Here is a 16,040-nt window from a genome sequence, read left to right on the forward strand (position 1 = left end):
ACGAATGCGCGTCCACGGGCGCGGACGGCTGCGCCCCGAGGGTGGCATGCGCGAGGCCCGCCCCGGCGTGCGGAGCGGGCCTCGTCGCCGGCTCGTGGCGAACGATCAGACGATGTCGATCAGAAGATGCGAACGCGCTCGTCCTCGTCGATCCACATGCCGTCGCCGGGCTTCACGTCGAACGCCTCGACGAACTCGGTGAGGTTGCGAGCGGCGTTGGCGCGCACATCCATCGGCGAGTGCGGGTCGATGGCGAGCAGGCGCTTGGCCTCGGCCTCACGGGCGACGCCGCTCCACACCTGTGCCCAGCCGAGGAAGAAGCGCTGCGCGCCGGTGAAGCCCTCCAGCACGGGCGCAGGGGCTTCTTCGCAGGCGATGGTGTACGCCTTGTAGCCGATCGTCAGGCCGCCGAGGTCACCGATGTTCTCGCCGACGGTGAGACCACCGTTGATCTTGACGCCCGGCGCGTCACGCGTCTCGTACTGGGAGAACTGCTCGATGAGCTTCTTCGCCAGGGCGTCGAACCGCTCGCGGTCGCCCTCGGTCCACCAGTCGACGAGTTCGCCGTCGCCGTTGAAGCGCGAACCCTGATCGTCGAAACCGTGGCCGAGCTCGTGCCCGATGACGGCGCCGATGCCGCCGTAGTTGACGGCGTCGTCGGCGTCCACGTCGAAGAACGGCGGCTGCAGGATGGCGGCCGGGAAGACGACCTCGTTCATCATCGGGTGGTAGTACGCGTTGACCGTCTGCGGGCTCATGAGCCACTCGGTACGGTCGATAGGGCCGCCGATCTTGGCGAGCTGGTAGTCGGTCTCGAACGACGCCGAACGCTTGACGTTGCCGACGAGGTCATCGGCGAGGATCTGCAGTTCGGAGAAGTCACGCCACTTGTCGGGGTAGCCGATCTTGGGCGTGAACCGGTCGAGCTTCTCGAGGGCCTTGGCCTGCGTCTCCTCGCTCATCCACGCGCTCTCGCGGAAGCTGCGGCGGAAGGCCTCGACGAGGTTGTCGACGAGTTCGACCATGCGCTCCTTGGCCTTGGGCGGGAAGTGGCGCTCGACGTAGAGCTTGCCCGCCTCCTCGCCGAGCACGCCCTCGACGAGGCCGACGCCGCGCTTCCAGCGCTCACGCAGCTGCGGCGTTCCCGACAGTGCGCGACCCGCGAAGTCGAAGCGCTCCTCGACGATGTCGTCGGTGAGGTAGCTGGCGAACGACGTCACGAGGTGCCACGTCATCCACGCCTTCCAGTCCTCGACGTCACGCTCGGCGAACAACTCGCCCAGGGCCTCGAAGTAGCTCGGCTGGCCGACGACCACGTTCGCGAACGCGCCGTCCGGCACGACCTGACCCTCGAGCCACGCGTCGATGTCGAACGCGCCGAAGAGGTCACGCAGTTCCTCGAGCGAGTAGCGGTTGTAGCTCTTGACGGCGTCGCGGGTGGAGACGTTGTCCCAGTGGTGCTTCGCGAGGGCCTTCTCGAGCTCGTAAACGCGCGGGGCGACCTCGTCGGCGTTCTCGACGCCCACGAGCGTCAGGAGACGTTCCATGTGAGCGGTGTACTTGTCGCGAATCTCGGCGTACTGCTCCTCGCGGTAGTAGGCCTCGTCGGGCAGGCCCAGGCCGCTCTGGCCGAGGTAGACGATGTACTCGTCGCTGTTCTTCGCATCGGCGCTGACGTAGAAGCCGAACAGGCCGCCCATGCCGTAGCGCTCGAGGTGGCCGAGCAGCATGAGCAGGTCACGCTTGTCGGTGAGGCCGGCGATGACGGCGAGGTCCTCGAGGATCGGCGACGTTCCGAGGGTGGCGATGCGCTCGGTGTCCATGAACGAGCGGTAGAGGTCGCCTACCTTCTGCGTGGCGGGCCCCGCGTCCGTTCCGTCGTTCTCGGCGGCCTCGGCCTTGCCCGCAGCTTCCTCGATGATGTCGCGCATGGCCTTCTCACTCGCCTCGCGCAGCATGTCGAAGGCGCCGTAGCGCGATTTGTCCTCGGGAATCGGGTGGTTGGCCACCCACGTGTTGTTGACGTGCGCGAACAGGTCGTCCTGCGGGCGCACGTCCGGGTCGAAGCTGGTCACGTCCAGGCCGGAGTTGATCTTGCTCGTCATGCCCCTACCTTCTCACCCCGGGCTGACAGCGAACGCCGCCGCGAGTCCGAGGACCCACGGCGACGTTCGGCAGGAAGGAGGTTCGAGCCTCAGCGCGCCGGTTCGACGACCTCGACGACGTCGTCGTCGAGGTCGACGATGCCCGGCAGCGCGTTGGGGTCGTCCCGCACCTCCTTGGGGTTGGTCTCGGGTAGGAGGAACGCCCCGACGGCGGTGAGTACGCCGAGGAGCACCATGTAGGCCGCGATGCCGTTCGTGCTGCCCGTCTTCTCGATGACCGTGGCCATGATCATCGGCGTCGGGCCGGCCAGCGCGATCGCGGACAGCTGGTAGGCCAGCGACATGCCCGAGTAGCGCATCTTGGGGTGGAAGATCTCACCGAGGTACGCCGCCAGCGGTCCGTAGATCGAGGACTGGAAGAAGCTCGTGATGAACGAACCGACGGCGAACAACGCGAGGCTCTTCGTGTTCATGAGCGCGAAATACGGGAAGATCGACAGCGCCAGACCGATGCCGGACCACAGCACGACGGGCTTGCGGCCGACCCTGTCCGACAGAGCACCCGCGAACAGGATGACCGGGATGTTGAACAACGAGATGACGAGCATGATCGCCAGCAGCGAGTCACGCGACATGCCCAGGTCGCTGGAGGCATAGCTCAACGAACCGACGATGCCGACGTAGAACATCGCGTTCGTGCCGCCCATCATGAGGCAGCCGAGCAGGATGCGCTTCCAGCCCTTCTTGACCACCTCGAACACCGGTGCCTGCTTGCCGACCTGAGCAGCGCGCTTGGCTGCGCGCTCCTGGAGCACCTTGAACTCGGCCGAGTCCTCGACCCGCTTGTGGATGAACAGGCCCAGCGGGAACAGCACGGCGCTGAGGAGGAACGGGATGCGCCAGCCCCAGTCGAGGAAGGCCTTGGCCGAGACGAAGTGCGAGACCGTGAGGAAGGCGAGGTTGCCCAGGATGACGCCGATCGGCACACCCATCTGCCCGAAGGTTCCCGCGTAGCCGCGCTTCTTCGGGCCTTCGGATTCGGTGAGCAGCAGGATGATGCCGCCCCACTGACCACCCGCCGCGAGGCCCTGCACGAAGCGCAGGAGCACGAGGAGGATCGGCGCCGCGACACCGATCGTCGCGGCGGTCGGCAGGAGGCCGATGCCGAACGTCGCGATTCCCATGGCGAAGATGCAGAAGACGACGACGGGCTTGCGCCCGATCTTGTCGCCGTAGTGCCCAGCGAGGATGCCTCCGAGCGGGCGGGCGAGGAAGGCCGCCCAGAAGGTGCCGAAGGAGAGCAGCGTGCCCGTCAGGGCCGAGCTGTCCGGGAAGAAGATGTGCGGGAAGACGAGTGCGGCGGCGGTACCGAAGATGAAGAAGTCGTACCACTCGATCGAACTGCTCAGCAGACTCGAGATGAGCAGTTGGCGACGCCGTTTCGCAGGGATGGCTTGGACGGCGTCGCTCACGGCTGCCGAGGTGTCGGCCATGGGAACTCCTTCAATGACATTGAGGCGCGGGGCGATTCGAGCGCGAGCGGAGTCGCACGGTCGTTCAACCAATGTGTCCTGTGCCACATTGCAGGGTCAATAGCCGTTGCCAATTTGTTACTAACTGACCAACTGTCAATAGCGGGTGCGCGGGGGCGGCTCGGGCCGGGCGCGCTCCCCCACCCAAGGCCGGAATGGCCCCGCGCCCCTCGTCGTTAGGCTGAGAGAACCCAGACATCCGGCGAAAGGGCCATCACGTGCCGAACGGCGCACTCATCGTCCAGAGTGACCGCACGATCCTGCTCGAAGTCGACCACGAGAATGCCGAGGCGGCCCGCCGGGCCATTGCGCCGTTCGCCGAGTTGGAGCGCGCGCCGGAGCACGTGCACACCTACCGCGTCACGCCGCTCGGCCTCTGGAACGCTCGCGCTGCCGGCCTCGACGCCGAAACCGTCGTCGACGCGCTCATCACACACAGCCGTTTCCCCGTGCCGCAGTCCCTCCTGCTCGACGTGGCCGAGACGATGGATCGCTACGGGCGCCTCGTGCTCGAGAAGGACGGCGAACAGCTCGTCCTGCACTCCACGGACAAGCCCGTGCTCGAAGAGGTGCTGCGCCACAAGAGGATCAAGCCCCTCGTCGGCGAACGCCTCGACGAGCTGACGGTCGTCGTCCACCCGAGCGAGCGGGGCGCGATCAAGCAGGAACTCATCAAGGTTGGCTGGCCCGCGGAGGACCGGGCGGGCTTCGTCGACGGCGAGGCCCACCCGATCGATCTCGACACCTCCGGCTGGCAGCTGCGCCCCTACCAGGCGCAGGCCGTCGACGGTTTCTGGGACGGCGGCAGCGGGGTCGTCGTCCTGCCGTGTGGTGCCGGCAAGACGCTCGTCGGCGCGGGCGCGATGGCGAAGGCCAAGGCGACGACGCTCATCCTGGTGACGAACACCGTCAGCGCCCGCCAGTGGCGCGACGAACTCCTCAAGCGCACCTCGCTCACCGAGGACGAGATCGGCGAGTACTCCGGTGCGCGCAAGGAGATCCGCCCGGTGACGATCGCGACGTACCAGGTGCTCACGCTCAAGCGGAAGGGCGTCTACCCGCACCTCGAACTGCTCGACGCGCGCGACTGGGGCCTCGTCGTCTACGACGAGGTCCATCTGCTGCCCGCGCCGATCTTCCGTATGACGGCCGACCTCCAGGCCCGCCGCCGCCTCGGCCTGACGGCCACGCTCGTGCGCGAGGACAACCGTGAGGACGACGTGTTCTCCCTCATCGGCCCCAAGCGTTACGACGCGCCGTGGAAGGACATCGAGAGCCAGGGCTACATCGCGCCGGCCGACTGCGTGGAGGTGCGCGTGGGCCTGTCCGACGCCGACCGCATGGCCTACGCGACGACGGAGCCCGACGAGCGTTACCGCTTCGCGTCCTGCGCGACGGTGAAGGACCCGGTGGTCGAGCGCATCGTCACGCAGCACGAGGGCGCACCGACGCTCGTCATCGGGCAGTACCTCGACCAGCTCGAGACGATCGCGAATCGCCTCGACGCCGACCTCATCACCGGCGAGACGTCCGTCGCGGTGCGTCAGAAGTTGTTCCAGCAGTTCCGTGACGGCGAGATCACCAAGCTCGTCGTCTCCAAGGTGGCGAACTTCTCGATCGACCTGCCAGAGGCGAGCGTCGCCGTCCAGATCTCCGGAACGTTCGGTTCACGCCAGGAGGAGGCCCAGCGCCTCGGGCGCGTGCTGCGACCGAAGGCGGACGGGCGCACGGCGCACTTCTATTCGATCGTCACGCGCGACACCGTGGATGCCGACTTCGCCGCCCACCGACAGCGCTTCCTCGCCGAGCAGGGCTACGCCTACCGCATCGTCGACGAGAGCGACATCTGAGGTCAGCTGCGCCAACGCGTTCGCCGCGCCTGCACGGTGTTGATGACCGTCAGGACGCTGACGCCGAAAGTGCAGGTTGTGCGCGATACTTCATGCACAACCTGCACTTTTCCGCATCACGTGACGGTTGACGACGGGTTGTCTACAGGGTCTCTGCGGCGCCCACGTTCGAGCAGCCACAGTGGCGGCATGGACCTTCCGCCGGGCGCTCCCCTGACGACCGCCGCCCTCACTGCGCTGGGGTACGACGCCCACGCGCGCCGACGCCTCTGTTCCAGCGGGCACCTGCGACGCATCACCCACGGCGTCTATGTCGTCGCCAAAGCTGCGCCTGCGACGTTCGCCGAACAGCGGAGGCAGTACCTCCAGCGGGCGGGCGCCCTCATGGCGGCACTCCCCGGCACGTATCTCGTCGGCCCGAGCGCCTGTCTGGCACAAAATCTCCCGCTGCTGAACCCACCGTCAGCCATTCATCTGTCCCGGGAGCGACAGCTCCACTCGAACCGAGCGGGCGTCGTTTCGCGTCGTCCGTGGCCGCATTCCGTCGAGCCGGTCGACGGCCTCATGACGCAGCAGGCGACGGCGGCCGTCATCGAGATCGCGGCACTCGAGGGGACGTTGGCCGGTCTCGTTCCCGCCGACGTCGCCGCACGCCGCGGCCTCTTGCTCGACGCCGATGCGCTCCTCGACGCCTGGGGTCGACGCAGGGGCAACACCCACGCCCGAGCGGCATTGGCCCTCGCGGACGGTCGACGCGAGTCGGTGCTCGAGACACGGGTCGCGTGGGCGGCTGCGCTCGAAGGCATCGCCCTCGACCCGCAACTGCGAGTCCTCGACGAACGCGGAGGGTTCGTCGCCCGAGCGGACTTCGTCGTGCGCGGGCATCGCGTCATCGTCGAGGTCGACGGGTTGGGCAAGTACCGTCACGACGGCGACCTACGGGCGGAGAAGCTTCGTCAGAGCGACCTGGAACGTCTCGGGTGGGTCGTCGTGAGGATCATGGCGAGAGACATCGACGCCGGCCGGGTGGGCGCGCTCCTGCGCGACGCCATCCGTCACGCCGACGCGCTCTTCGGCCCGTCAGCTGCCTGACGCCAAAAGTGCAGGTTGTGCACGATATTTCATGCACAACCTGCACTTTTCCGCATCAACTGACGCAGGGGTCAGGCCGCTTCGGCGTTCCCTCGCCCACGACGCACGTACGCCCAACCCATGAAGCCGAGCAGGATGCCGGCGACGCAGGTCCACGGCCACCAGTGCCGGTCGCCCTCGTGAAGGGCCGGCACGAGCAGCGTCACGACGAGCGCGAGCGCCCACACGGCGATGCCACCGAGGATGACCCGGGCGGTGTCGAGGTGAAGCGGTTGCGGCTTCGGAATGACGGTGTCGCCGCCGGTGAAGAAACGCTCGTAGGGCGACTCCTCGGGCGGGGGCGCACCCTCCTGGGGCAGACGGACGCCGGCCTCGTACGACATGGAGACCTCGGCGCGCTCGCGCATCTCCCGCGCGCGCTCCACCGAACGGGGCGTCGCGCCGTCCGGGCGCGGTTCGCGCGCACGACGGGAGGGGTCTGGTGTCACGGCGTCCAGCCTAGTTCACGGCCTGGAGCGCCCACCCCTCGGCGCCGAACACGGGCACGCTCCCGCACGAAATACCATCAGTGCCATGTCGAGCACACCCATGACTGCCCAGCCCGGGGGCGCACCGTCCGGCGCACTGGACCGCTACTTCAAGATCACCGAGCGCGGTTCCACCGTCGGTCGCGAGATCCGCGGCGGTCTGGTCACGTTCTTCACGATGGCTTACATCATCGTGCTCAACCCGCTCATCATCGGCACCCAGGCCGACTCGACGGGTCACTACATCGGAGGCGGCACCGAGCCGAACCTCACCGCCGTCGCCGCCGTGACGGCCCTCGTCGCCGGTCTCATGAGCATCCTCATGGGCAGCGTCGCCAAGTTCCCCATCGCCATCGCCACCGGCCTCGGCCTCAACGCGTTCCTCGCGTTCTCCGTCGCCAAGATCCCCGGCATGACGTGGAACGACGCGATGGGCCTCGTCGTCATCGAGGGATTCATCATCTTCCTGCTCGTCGTGAGCGGGTTCCGCAAGGCGCTGTTCGCCGCCATCCCCCGTTCGCTCAAGACCGCCATCTCGGTGGGTATCGGCCTGTTCATCTGCCTCGTCGCGCTTCACGACGCGGGCTTCAACTCCGCCGGTGGCGGCTTCCTCCAGCTCGGCCCGACGGGCAACCTGCAGGGCTGGCCGGTGCTCGTCTTCATCATCGGCGTGCTCCTCATCGCGGCGCTCATGGCGCGTCGTGTGCACGGTGCCATGCTCATCGGCATCATCGCCATGACGGCGCTGGCGCTCGTCATCGAGGGCGTCGCGGATCTGGGCGCGAAGGGTGAGAAGAACCCGACGGGCTGGTCGCTCACCATTCCGTCGATGCCGAAGGATCTGCTCACAGCCCCCGACTTCTCGATCATCGGCGACTTCTCCCTGACGGGTGCGTTCGCGAAGGTCGGCGCCATCTCCGCCATCCTCATCATCTTCACGCTTGTGCTCGGCGCGTTCTTCGACCTCATGGGAGCGATGTACGCGGTCGGCGCGGAAGGTGACCTGCTCGACGAGAACGGCGTTCCGGAGCACTCCGAGCGCATCATGGTGGTCGACTCGATCGCCGCGATGGCCGGTGGTGCGGGTTCGATCAGTTCGAACACGGCGTTCATCGAGTCGGCCTCGGGTGTGGGCGAGGGTGCCCGTACGGGTCTCGCATCCATCGTGACGGGCACGATGTTCCTGCTCGCGACGTTCCTGTCGCCGGTCGTCGGGATGGTGCCGTCGGAGGCTGCGGCCCCGGCGCTCGTCATCGTCGGTTACCTCATGATGACGCAGGCCACCGACATCGACTGGAAGAACATGGAGATTGGCCTGCCGGCCTTCCTCACGATGGCGCTCATGCCGTTCACGTATTCCATCGCGGTGGGTATCGGAGCAGGCTTCATCAGCTACGTGCTCATCAAGCTCGTCAAGGGCAAGCCGAAGGACGTGCACCCGCTCATGTACGTCGTGGCCGCGATGTTCGTCGTCTACTTCGCCATCGACCCGATCAAGCAGTTGCTCGGCGTGAGCTGAGCCTCCGACCAGCAATCGGACCCGCGACCTCAAGCTAGGAGGTCGCGGGTTCGATACGTCCGGGACGCGCACCCACCTGTTCTCTGCCGAGGTTACTGACCGCCACCCCCAGGACGGTGGCCTGCAAGCGCTCGACGGCCGCGAGCCGCACTCCCCGTGCCGTGGCATCGTCGTCGAGCGCCGTGACGACATCGACCGGTCGCGCGCTTCGCGCCACTTCGGCGCGCACGGCAGTGGCCACCTGCTTCGCCCACGGTCCGGTCACGACGACCTTCGACGGATCAGCCCACCCGACGAGCGAGGCCACCACGGCCGACACGGCCACTGCGAGTGCCTGACGCACCGAGTCATCCGATGCCGTCACCTCGAGCAGACGCTCCACATCGACAGCGCTCGAACCAGGCTGACGCAGCCCGAGCCGCGCGAACACCTCGGTGAAGGGGATCGCCGTGCCGTCCGGCCCCGGGACGACGATGTGCCCGATCTCCCCGGCGAGACCGCGACCGCCTCGCAACACACGGCCGTCCTCGACGATCGCGGCGCCCAGCCCCTCACCGAGATGGATGAGTCCGACACACCCTTCCTCGACGAGCGTGTTCGCGGCCCAGTTGACGTCGTTGTCGACGATGACGTCGTCACACAGGTCAGCCAGCGCCGCGCGAGCGTCGAGTTCGCCGACAAGGAACGGCTCGTCGGGTAGCTGCACCGCCCGCCCCGTGTGCCGGTCGACAGGATCAGCCACCGAGACGGCAGCGCACCGCACGGGTACGAGGCCGTCTCGCGAAACTCGGGCCAAGACCGCCTCGGCCACACGAGTCAGTCGCTGCTCGTGTGGGCCGTCGACGGAGCGTGCACGGGCAATTTCGTCACCGTGGATGTCGACCACGACACCGCTGACCCCGACCGGCGCCACGACGAGCGCGAGCGCCACCCCCACCTGCGGCGCGAGACGCACGATCGCCGTCGACCGTCCGCGCCCGGACGTGCGTTCCCCCGTTTCCTCGACCAGGCCCGCAGCGACGAGACGTGACACCGACGTCGCGGCGGTGGGGCGTGAGAGACCCGCGGATTCGGCCAGCGACGCACGCGTCGCCTCCCGCTCGTGCACCAACACCGTGAGCACTCGACGATCGGTCGACGCTCGGACGAGATGGGAGCCGGTGTCAGTCACCCCTGAATCGTAAACCCTCTTTACAAAAGCGAGGGGGGCGCCTTAAATGGACGACACCTAGTTTGTAAACCTCCTTTACGAATGGATCGCCGTGACGATGTCGCCTGCCCCCGAGGCCAGGGAGCTTCCCCACTGGCAGTCCACGCCCGACGACCTGCGTGGGGCGATCAAAGAGATCAAGGCCGCACTGCGCGCCCGCGTCGAGGCGTCGGGACGCACGGTCGAAGAGGTCTTCGAGGTCGTCGAGAAGCGCGTCGCGGACCAGGTCGAAGAACTCAAGGAGATGAAGGCGCGCGGTGAGAACCCCTGGCCGGTCGTGCGGTACGAAGGCCTCCTCGACGATTCGAAGCGCGACACCCTGCGCGAGCAGATCCGCCGCCGCGGGTGCGTCGTGATCAAGGGGCACTTCCCCCGCGAACAGGCCCTGGAGTGGGATGCCCAGATCGTCGACTACGTCGAGAAGAACGCCTTCTTCGAGAACTACCGCGGCCCCGGCGACGACTTCTTCGGCACCGTCGGTTCGAAGCCTGAGATCTACCCGATCTACTGGAGCAAGCCGCAGATGCAAGCCCGCCAGAGTGAACGGATGGCAACCGTCCAAGCCTTCCTCAACAGCGTCTGGACCAGCGAGTCCGACGGGCAGCAGTGGTTCGACCCGAACCGCGATTCGCTCTACCCGGATCGCATCCGCCGTCGCCCTCCGGGCGCGGACTCCGCCGGCCTCGGAGCACACCTCGACCCGGGAACGCTCGACCTGTGGATGACCGAGGAGTACCAGAGGCACTTCGCGCCACTCTTCGACGGTCGTCCCGAGGAATACGACCCCTGGGACGCCGCTCACCGCACGTCGGGCCCGCAGTACCCCGGTTCGACGATGTGCTCGGCCTTCCGCACGTTCCAGGGCTGGACCGCGTTGTCGGACATGAAGAACGACCAGGGCGTCCTGCAGAGCGTGCCCATCCCCGAGGCGATGGCTTACCTCATGCTTCGACCGCTCGTCGAGGACGTACCTGACGACGACATGTGCGGCGTCACCGTCGGTCAGGTCTTCCCGTGCAACTGGAAGTGGCACCCTCACCTCATGGAGGCTCTGTCGGTCATCCCCGACGTCGAAGCCGGCGACTCGGTCTGGTGGCACTGCGACATGGTGCACGCCGTCGAGGACGTGACCAACCAGGAGGGCTGGGGCAACGTCATGTACATCCCCGCCGCCCCCTGGTGCCCGCGCAACGAGGCGTACAGCGCCAGTGTCCGCGAGGCCTTCGCAACGGGCGCCAGCCCGAGCGATTTCCCCGACGAGAACTACGAGGTCGACTGGGAGGGACGCTTCACCGAAGCAGACCTCAACGAGATCGGACGCCGCGGCCTCGGTCTCGCATGACGGCGCACTCCTGCGCGTGAAGGCCGTGGCTCATCGCACGTGAGCCACGGCCTTCACGCGCCGCGCGCGCACCGATGAGCGCGCCTTCCCTTTTGCCCTCCCAGCGGCAATGCTGGGGCCATGCCAGCACCAGCAACCACCGTCGTCCTGTTCGGCGCCACCGGCGACCTCGCTCGACGCAAGCTCCTTCCCGGGCTGCTCCACCTGTTCGCCAGCGACCTGTGTGACGACCTGCGCGTCGTCGGGACGTCGCTCGAGGATTTCGACACGGAGTCATTCCGCGAGTTCGCGCGTACCGCCATCGCCGAGTTCTCCTCCCACCCGGTCACCGACCAGCAGTGGGACGACTTCGACGACCGCCTCACCTTCGTCCGCTCCGACGCAGGCCCGGACGCCCTGCGCAAGGCCGTCGAAGAGGCCGAGTCGCACTTCCCGCAGGGCAGCCAGCGCCTGCACTACCTCAGTGTTCCGCCGAAGGCCGCCCTCTCCGTCCTCGCCGAGCTGCACCAGGCGGGGCTCGTCGAACGTAGCCGCGTCATCATGGAGAAGCCCTTCGGCACCGACCTCGCGAGCGCGAAGAAGCTCAACGCGGCGGTCCACGAGTACTTCGACGAGAGCCAGATCTTCCGCATCGACCACTTCCTCGGCAAGGAGGCGGCGCTCAACATCCTGGCTTTCCGCTTCGCGAACGGCCTGTTCGAACCGATCTGGCACCGCAACAACATCGACCACGTGCAGATCGACGTGCCCGAGACGCTCGGCCTCGAGACGCGCGCCGAGTTCTACGAGTCCACCGGCGCCTACCGCGACATGGTCGTCACGCACCTGTTCCAGGTGCTCGCGTTCACCGCGATGGAACCGCCGACGTCACTCGAGCCTGATGCCATCACCGAGGAGAAGAACAAGGTCTTCCGCTCGATGATGCCGCTCAACCCCGAGGACGTCGTGCGCGGGCAGTACCTCGGCTACCGCGACATGAAGGGCGTCGGCCCCGAGAGCGAGACCGAGACGTTCATCGCGCTCAAGTGCTACATCGACAACTGGCGTTGGGCCGGCGTGCCGTTCTACCTGCGCACCGGCAAGAAGATGGCCGAGGGCGCACGCATCATCTCGATCGCCTTCAAGGAGCCCCCGAAGTCGATGTTCCCGAGCGGATCGGGCGTCGGTCAGCACGGCCCCGACCACCTGACGTTCGACCTCGCCGACAAGGCCCGCATGTCGCTCAGCTTCTACGGCAAGCGCCCCGGGCCGGGCTTCCGCCTCGACAAGCTGTCGATGCAGTTCGCCATGGGCGACACCGACTGGGCCGGAGGCGCACTCGAGGCCTACGAGCGTCTGATCTACGACGCCATCCGCGGCGACCACACCCTGTTCACGACGGCCGACGGCATCGAGCGCCTGTGGGAGGTCAGCCAACCGCTGCTCGACAACCCGCCGCCGGTGCGCCCGTACGACCCGGGCACCTACGGCCCCAACCAGATCCACCAGCTCATCGCACCGCGGGGCTGGCGCCTGCCGTTCGAGCGCAAGTGGCGCGAACCCACCGTCTGACGCACCGTGCGAGCATGACGAAGGCCGCTCACCTCACGAGGTGAGCGGCCTTCGTCATGGGCCGGGTTCTCGGACACTAGAAGGGAAGAAACCTTCCCGTCGTGTGCGTAGGCGACGGCCTTGGGCACCACAAGGGAAGAAATTCTCCCTCGATACCACGAGGCGGGCTCAGGCCTGCGGCGACTCGCTCTCGTTCGCCTTGTCGCTCGTCGCAGCCGAGGTGTCGGTCTCGGCGTTCTCGACCTCGAGGTCGGCGTCGAACTCGTCGAGCACCGGAGCGTCCTGGTGGTCGTGGGCCTCGGGGGCTTGCATCTCCACCTCGGAGTGCGCACCGCAGCCGAAGTCGAGCGCGACGACCTTGCCGTCGGCGGGCGACCAGTCGTTGGCGCAGACGCCGAACTGCTGACGCAGCACGCCCGCCATCGGCACGAAGTAGCCGCACGAACCGCACTGCGCGGGGGCCTTGCGGGCCACCTCGGCGCTCGGGCCGTGATCGCCGTCGTACCAACGCTGCGCCGCTTCGTCACGACCCTCGGCCGAGAGCACGCGCTTGCGGCCGAGGCCGAGCTCGAAGAAGGCGACCTGGTCGACGTCCTCGTCGCCGGTGGCCTCGAAGCCTGCCTCGAGGCGCGGGTCGTCCTCCTTGTAGGGAAGGACGTCACCAGCGCTGAGGTCGCCCGGCGCGAGGCGGTCGGCCCACGGCACCCACTCGGGCGCGAGCACCGACGTCGCGGACGGCATGAGGTTGGTCTCGCAGACCGTGGCCACCTTGGCGCGCGGCGCACGGGCCACCGTGACGGCCCAGCGCCAGTCGGGGTAGCCCTTGGCGTTGCTCGCGAAGTAGTGCGTTCCGAGACGCTCCGCGTCCATGACGAAGTCGACATGCTCGCCGACGGCGCCTGGATCGGCGATGGCGGTGACGGCCTCGAGCGCGAGCTTCTGCGCCGCCTCGCTCGCGAGAACGGCGTCGTGCTTGACGGCCTTGGCGCGACGAGCGCGCGTCGCGCGGGGTGCCTCAGACGTCGGGGCGGTCACCTCGGCGTCGGCGGCGAAGTCCTCGACGCGCTCCGGTTCGGCCACTGCGGGTTCAGTCATGGGTCTCAGACCTCGAGGTCGTCGGCAACGGCGCGCAGCACCGCCGCGATCTTGTTCGAATGGGACCGGTCGGGGTAGCGCCCCTTCTGCAGACCGGAGGACAGGTCGTCGAGCAGACGGATCACGTCTTCGACGATAACGCTCATCTGCTCGGCGGGCTTGCGCTTGCGCTCGGCGATGGACGGCATCTTGTCGAGCACCTCGACGTGCATGGCCTGAGCGCCCTTGCGGCCCTGGGCAACGCTGTACTCGACGCGCGTGCCGCCACGCAGCTGGGTGACGCCCGCTGGGAGCGCGCTCGCGGGCAGGAAGACGTCGTCGCCGTCGTCGCCGGAGACGAAGCCGAAACCCTTTTCGGCGTTGAAGAACCTGACCTTGCCGACCGGCACGTCACACCTCGTTCGAATTGCCGGGCGCCGGACGACGAGCCGTCCCGCACCCCCGCGTGCACATAACTTGCAAAGTTTACCGGCGCGCGCCGGGCTCCAGCGAATCGTCCGCCGGCGACGTGGGTTCCGCGCTGCGCGCTCCGCCGCGAAGGTCTCGCAGCACCTCGTCGCGCTCCGAGCGCGACACGTTCGTCGTCACGACCGGACGCTCCTGGCGCGCCTTCCACCACAGGAAGACACCGATAAGGAGGGAGCCGAACCCGCCGAGCAGAACGATGAGCGAGAGGATCGCCCAGATGACGACGCCGGTGATGACGAGGGCGCCCCGGTGGCCGTCGTTCGCGAGGTTGGTGATGAGCGCGATGCCGCCACCGATGAAGAGCGGCGCGACGATCCACAGCATCACGGCGCCGCGGATCATGTTCTTGCGCGCGTGGCGCCTCACCTCGTCCATGCGTTCACGGTACCGACGCGGGGCGCGGTAATCGAAACGCCCGCCGCACCCCACGATGCCCCGCGGCGCATTTCCTGCCGTGACGACCGGTGTCGGTGGTCGCCGCTAGGCTCCGGGCATGAGTTCGCCGCGTCGCATCAGTGCCTCCCAGGCTCGTCGCATCGCCCTCGCGGCGCAGGGCTTCGCGCGCCCGCGTCCTGACGAGGTCACCACCCGCCACCTGAGCGCGACCGCGGCGCGCCTGCAGGTCGTGCAGATCGACAGCGTCAACGTGCTCATGCGCAGCCACTACCTGCCGTTCTTCAGCCGTCTCGGTCCCTACGACCCGGCCGCCCTCGACGCTCTGCGCGATCGCGCGCCGCGCCGTCTCGTCGAGTACTGGGCGCACGAGGCCAGCCTCGTCTCCCCGCAGGTATGGCCGCTGCTGCGTCACCGCATGGCGCGCGCTCACTCCGACGCGTGGGGCGGCATGCGTCGCGTCGCGGCGGACCACCCGGAGCTCGTGGAGCGCGTCTACGAGTACGTGACGACGCACGCTCCCGCCACTGCGAAGACGATCGAGGCGGAACTCGCGCACGACGAGGAACTTTCACGCGAGCACTGGGGCTGGAACTGGTCCCTCATCAAGGCTGCGCTGGAGCACCTGTTCTGGGCCGGGCGCATCACGTCGGCAGGGCGCACCCGTCAGTTCGAGCGCCGGTACGCGAGCCTCGAGCGCGTCCTACCCCGTGAGATCGCCGCGAGCGCCGTCGCGGAGGATTTCTTCTCCCCCGAACCGCTTCTCACCCCGCCGGCCGGCGACGACGTCGACTTCTTCGACGACGTCGTCGACCTCGTGCGCCGCAGCGCGATCGCGCACGGCGTGGGCACGGTGTTGTGCCTGCGCGACTACTTCCGACTCAAGACGGCACAGGTCGTGCCGGCCATCGACCATCTCGTGCGCGCCGGCGAACTCGAGCCCGTCGACGTCGAGTGCTTCGACAAGCCGGCGTGGCGCCACGTCGATGCGAAAACTCCGCGGCGCGTCGAGGCAGAGGCGCTCCTGTCGCCGTTCGACTCGCTCGTGTGGCAGCGCGAACGTACCGAGGCGCTGTGGAACTTCCGCTACCGGCTCGAGATCTACACACCCGCCGAGAAGCGTCAGTACGGCTACTACGTGCTGCCGTTCCTCTTCGGCGAGCACCTCGTGGCCCGTGTCGACCTCAAGGCGGACCGGGCCAACGGCGTCCTCCGGGCCCACGCGGTGCACTGGGAGCCGGGTGCGCTCACGCGCTACCCGGAAGCGGCCGGCGCCCTGGAGCGAGAACTCGCGACGATGGCCACCTGGCTCGACCTCCCGCGCGGATGGGCCGGACAGCTCGGGTCCTGAAGGCG

Annotated in this window: 13 protein-coding genes; 6 read left to right on the forward strand and 7 right to left on the reverse strand. The window is 67.8% G+C overall.

All coding sequences use genetic code 11. From position 1 onward, the window contains the following. Positions 1-119 precede the first annotated feature (119 nt). Positions 120-2,105 carry a M13 family metallopeptidase gene (locus tag D1832_RS01480; protein ID WP_118912287.1) on the reverse strand — a complete coding sequence of 662 codons (1,986 nt, stop codon included), beginning with the start codon at positions 2,103-2,105 and terminating at the stop codon, positions 120-122. Between the two features lie 89 nt (positions 2,106-2,194). Then, positions 2,195-3,598: an MFS transporter gene (locus D1832_RS01485; RefSeq protein ID WP_118912288.1), complete on the reverse strand. Its 1,404-nt coding sequence runs from the start codon at positions 3,596-3,598 to the stop codon at positions 2,195-2,197. A 257-nt stretch (positions 3,599-3,855) separates the two neighbouring features. On the opposite strand from D1832_RS01485, the gene D1832_RS01490 reads away from it, so the two are divergent. Both D1832_RS01490 and D1832_RS01495 read left to right on the forward strand, forming a co-directional pair. Then, positions 3,856-5,487: a DNA repair helicase XPB gene (locus tag D1832_RS01490; RefSeq protein ID WP_118912289.1), complete on the forward strand. Its 1,632-nt coding sequence runs from the start codon at positions 3,856-3,858 to the stop codon at positions 5,485-5,487. A gap of 189 nt (positions 5,488-5,676) precedes the next feature. Further along, positions 5,677-6,579, forward strand: a complete 903-nt coding sequence (locus tag D1832_RS01495) for a DUF559 domain-containing protein (protein WP_118912290.1) — start codon at positions 5,677-5,679, stop codon at positions 6,577-6,579. Between the two features lie 71 nt (positions 6,580-6,650). On the opposite strand, the gene D1832_RS01500 is transcribed toward D1832_RS01495, so the two are convergent. Next, positions 6,651-7,067, reverse strand: coding sequence for a DUF2530 domain-containing protein (locus tag D1832_RS01500; RefSeq protein ID WP_241510803.1), 417 nt, complete (start codon positions 7,065-7,067; stop codon positions 6,651-6,653). 85 nt (positions 7,068-7,152) lie between these two features. Between D1832_RS01500 and D1832_RS01505 the strand changes: the two genes are divergently transcribed. Then, a complete protein-coding gene (locus D1832_RS01505; RefSeq protein ID WP_118912291.1) occupies positions 7,153-8,625 on the forward strand; it encodes an NCS2 family permease in 1,473 nt (490 codons plus the stop codon). A gap of 34 nt (positions 8,626-8,659) precedes the next feature. On the opposite strand, the gene D1832_RS01510 is transcribed toward D1832_RS01505, so the two are convergent. After that, positions 8,660-9,796: an ROK family transcriptional regulator gene (locus tag D1832_RS01510; protein WP_118912292.1), complete on the reverse strand. Its 1,137-nt coding sequence runs from the start codon at positions 9,794-9,796 to the stop codon at positions 8,660-8,662. 97 nt (positions 9,797-9,893) lie between these two features. Here D1832_RS01510 and D1832_RS01515 point away from each other — a divergent pair, with 97 nt between their 5' ends. After that, a complete protein-coding gene (locus D1832_RS01515; RefSeq protein WP_118912340.1) occupies positions 9,894-11,177 on the forward strand; it encodes a DUF1479 domain-containing protein in 1,284 nt (427 codons plus the stop codon). A 120-nt stretch (positions 11,178-11,297) separates the two neighbouring features. Then, on the forward strand, positions 11,298-12,728 hold the full coding sequence (gene zwf, locus D1832_RS01520) for a glucose-6-phosphate dehydrogenase (RefSeq protein ID WP_118912293.1): 1,431 nt from the start codon (positions 11,298-11,300) through the stop codon (positions 12,726-12,728). 168 nt (positions 12,729-12,896) lie between these two features. Here the strand turns inward: zwf and D1832_RS01525 are convergent, their stop codons facing one another. The 3 genes from D1832_RS01525 to D1832_RS01535 form a co-directional block, all read right to left on the reverse strand. After that, positions 12,897-13,823, reverse strand: a complete 927-nt coding sequence (locus D1832_RS01525) for a DUF3027 domain-containing protein (protein WP_118912294.1) — start codon at positions 13,821-13,823, stop codon at positions 12,897-12,899. 5 nt (positions 13,824-13,828) lie between these two features. After that, entirely contained in the window at positions 13,829-14,212 is a 384-nt protein-coding gene (locus D1832_RS01530; protein WP_118912295.1) for a cold-shock protein, read from the reverse strand. A gap of 76 nt (positions 14,213-14,288) precedes the next feature. Beyond that, entirely contained in the window at positions 14,289-14,666 is a 378-nt protein-coding gene (locus D1832_RS01535) for a hypothetical protein (RefSeq protein WP_047310453.1), read from the reverse strand. Between the two features lie 118 nt (positions 14,667-14,784). On the opposite strand from D1832_RS01535, the gene D1832_RS01540 reads away from it, so the two are divergent. Continuing rightward, positions 14,785-16,035 (forward strand): winged helix-turn-helix domain-containing protein, encoded by a 1,251-nt coding sequence (locus D1832_RS01540; RefSeq protein ID WP_118912296.1) that lies wholly within the window; start codon positions 14,785-14,787, stop codon positions 16,033-16,035. The last annotated feature ends 5 nt before the right edge of the window (positions 16,036-16,040 follow it).

The organism is Dermacoccus abyssi, assembly GCF_003515945.1.
Classification (GTDB): domain Bacteria; phylum Actinomycetota; class Actinomycetes; order Actinomycetales; family Dermatophilaceae; genus Dermacoccus; species Dermacoccus abyssi.

Bases quoted from the DNA above. Each gene is read 5' to 3' on its own strand.
- D1832_RS01480 (WP_118912287.1), bottom strand. From the start codon at position 2,105: ATGACGAGCAAGATCAACTCCGGCCTGGACGTGACCAGCTTCGACCCG.
- D1832_RS01485 (WP_118912288.1), bottom strand. From the start codon at position 3,598: ATGGCCGACACCTCGGCAGCCGTGAGCGACGCCGTCCAAGCCATCCCT.
- D1832_RS01495 (WP_118912290.1), top strand. From the start codon at position 5,677: ATGGACCTTCCGCCGGGCGCTCCCCTGACGACCGCCGCCCTCACTGCG.
- D1832_RS01505 (WP_118912291.1), top strand. From the start codon at position 7,153: ATGTCGAGCACACCCATGACTGCCCAGCCCGGGGGCGCACCGTCCGGC.
- D1832_RS01515 (WP_118912340.1), top strand. From the start codon at position 9,894: ATGTCGCCTGCCCCCGAGGCCAGGGAGCTTCCCCACTGGCAGTCCACG.
- zwf (WP_118912293.1), top strand. From the start codon at position 11,298: ATGCCAGCACCAGCAACCACCGTCGTCCTGTTCGGCGCCACCGGCGAC.
- D1832_RS01525 (WP_118912294.1), bottom strand. From the start codon at position 13,823: ATGACTGAACCCGCAGTGGCCGAACCGGAGCGCGTCGAGGACTTCGCC.
- D1832_RS01535 (WP_047310453.1), bottom strand. From the start codon at position 14,666: ATGGACGAGGTGAGGCGCCACGCGCGCAAGAACATGATCCGCGGCGCC.
- D1832_RS01540 (WP_118912296.1), top strand. From the start codon at position 14,785: ATGAGTTCGCCGCGTCGCATCAGTGCCTCCCAGGCTCGTCGCATCGCC.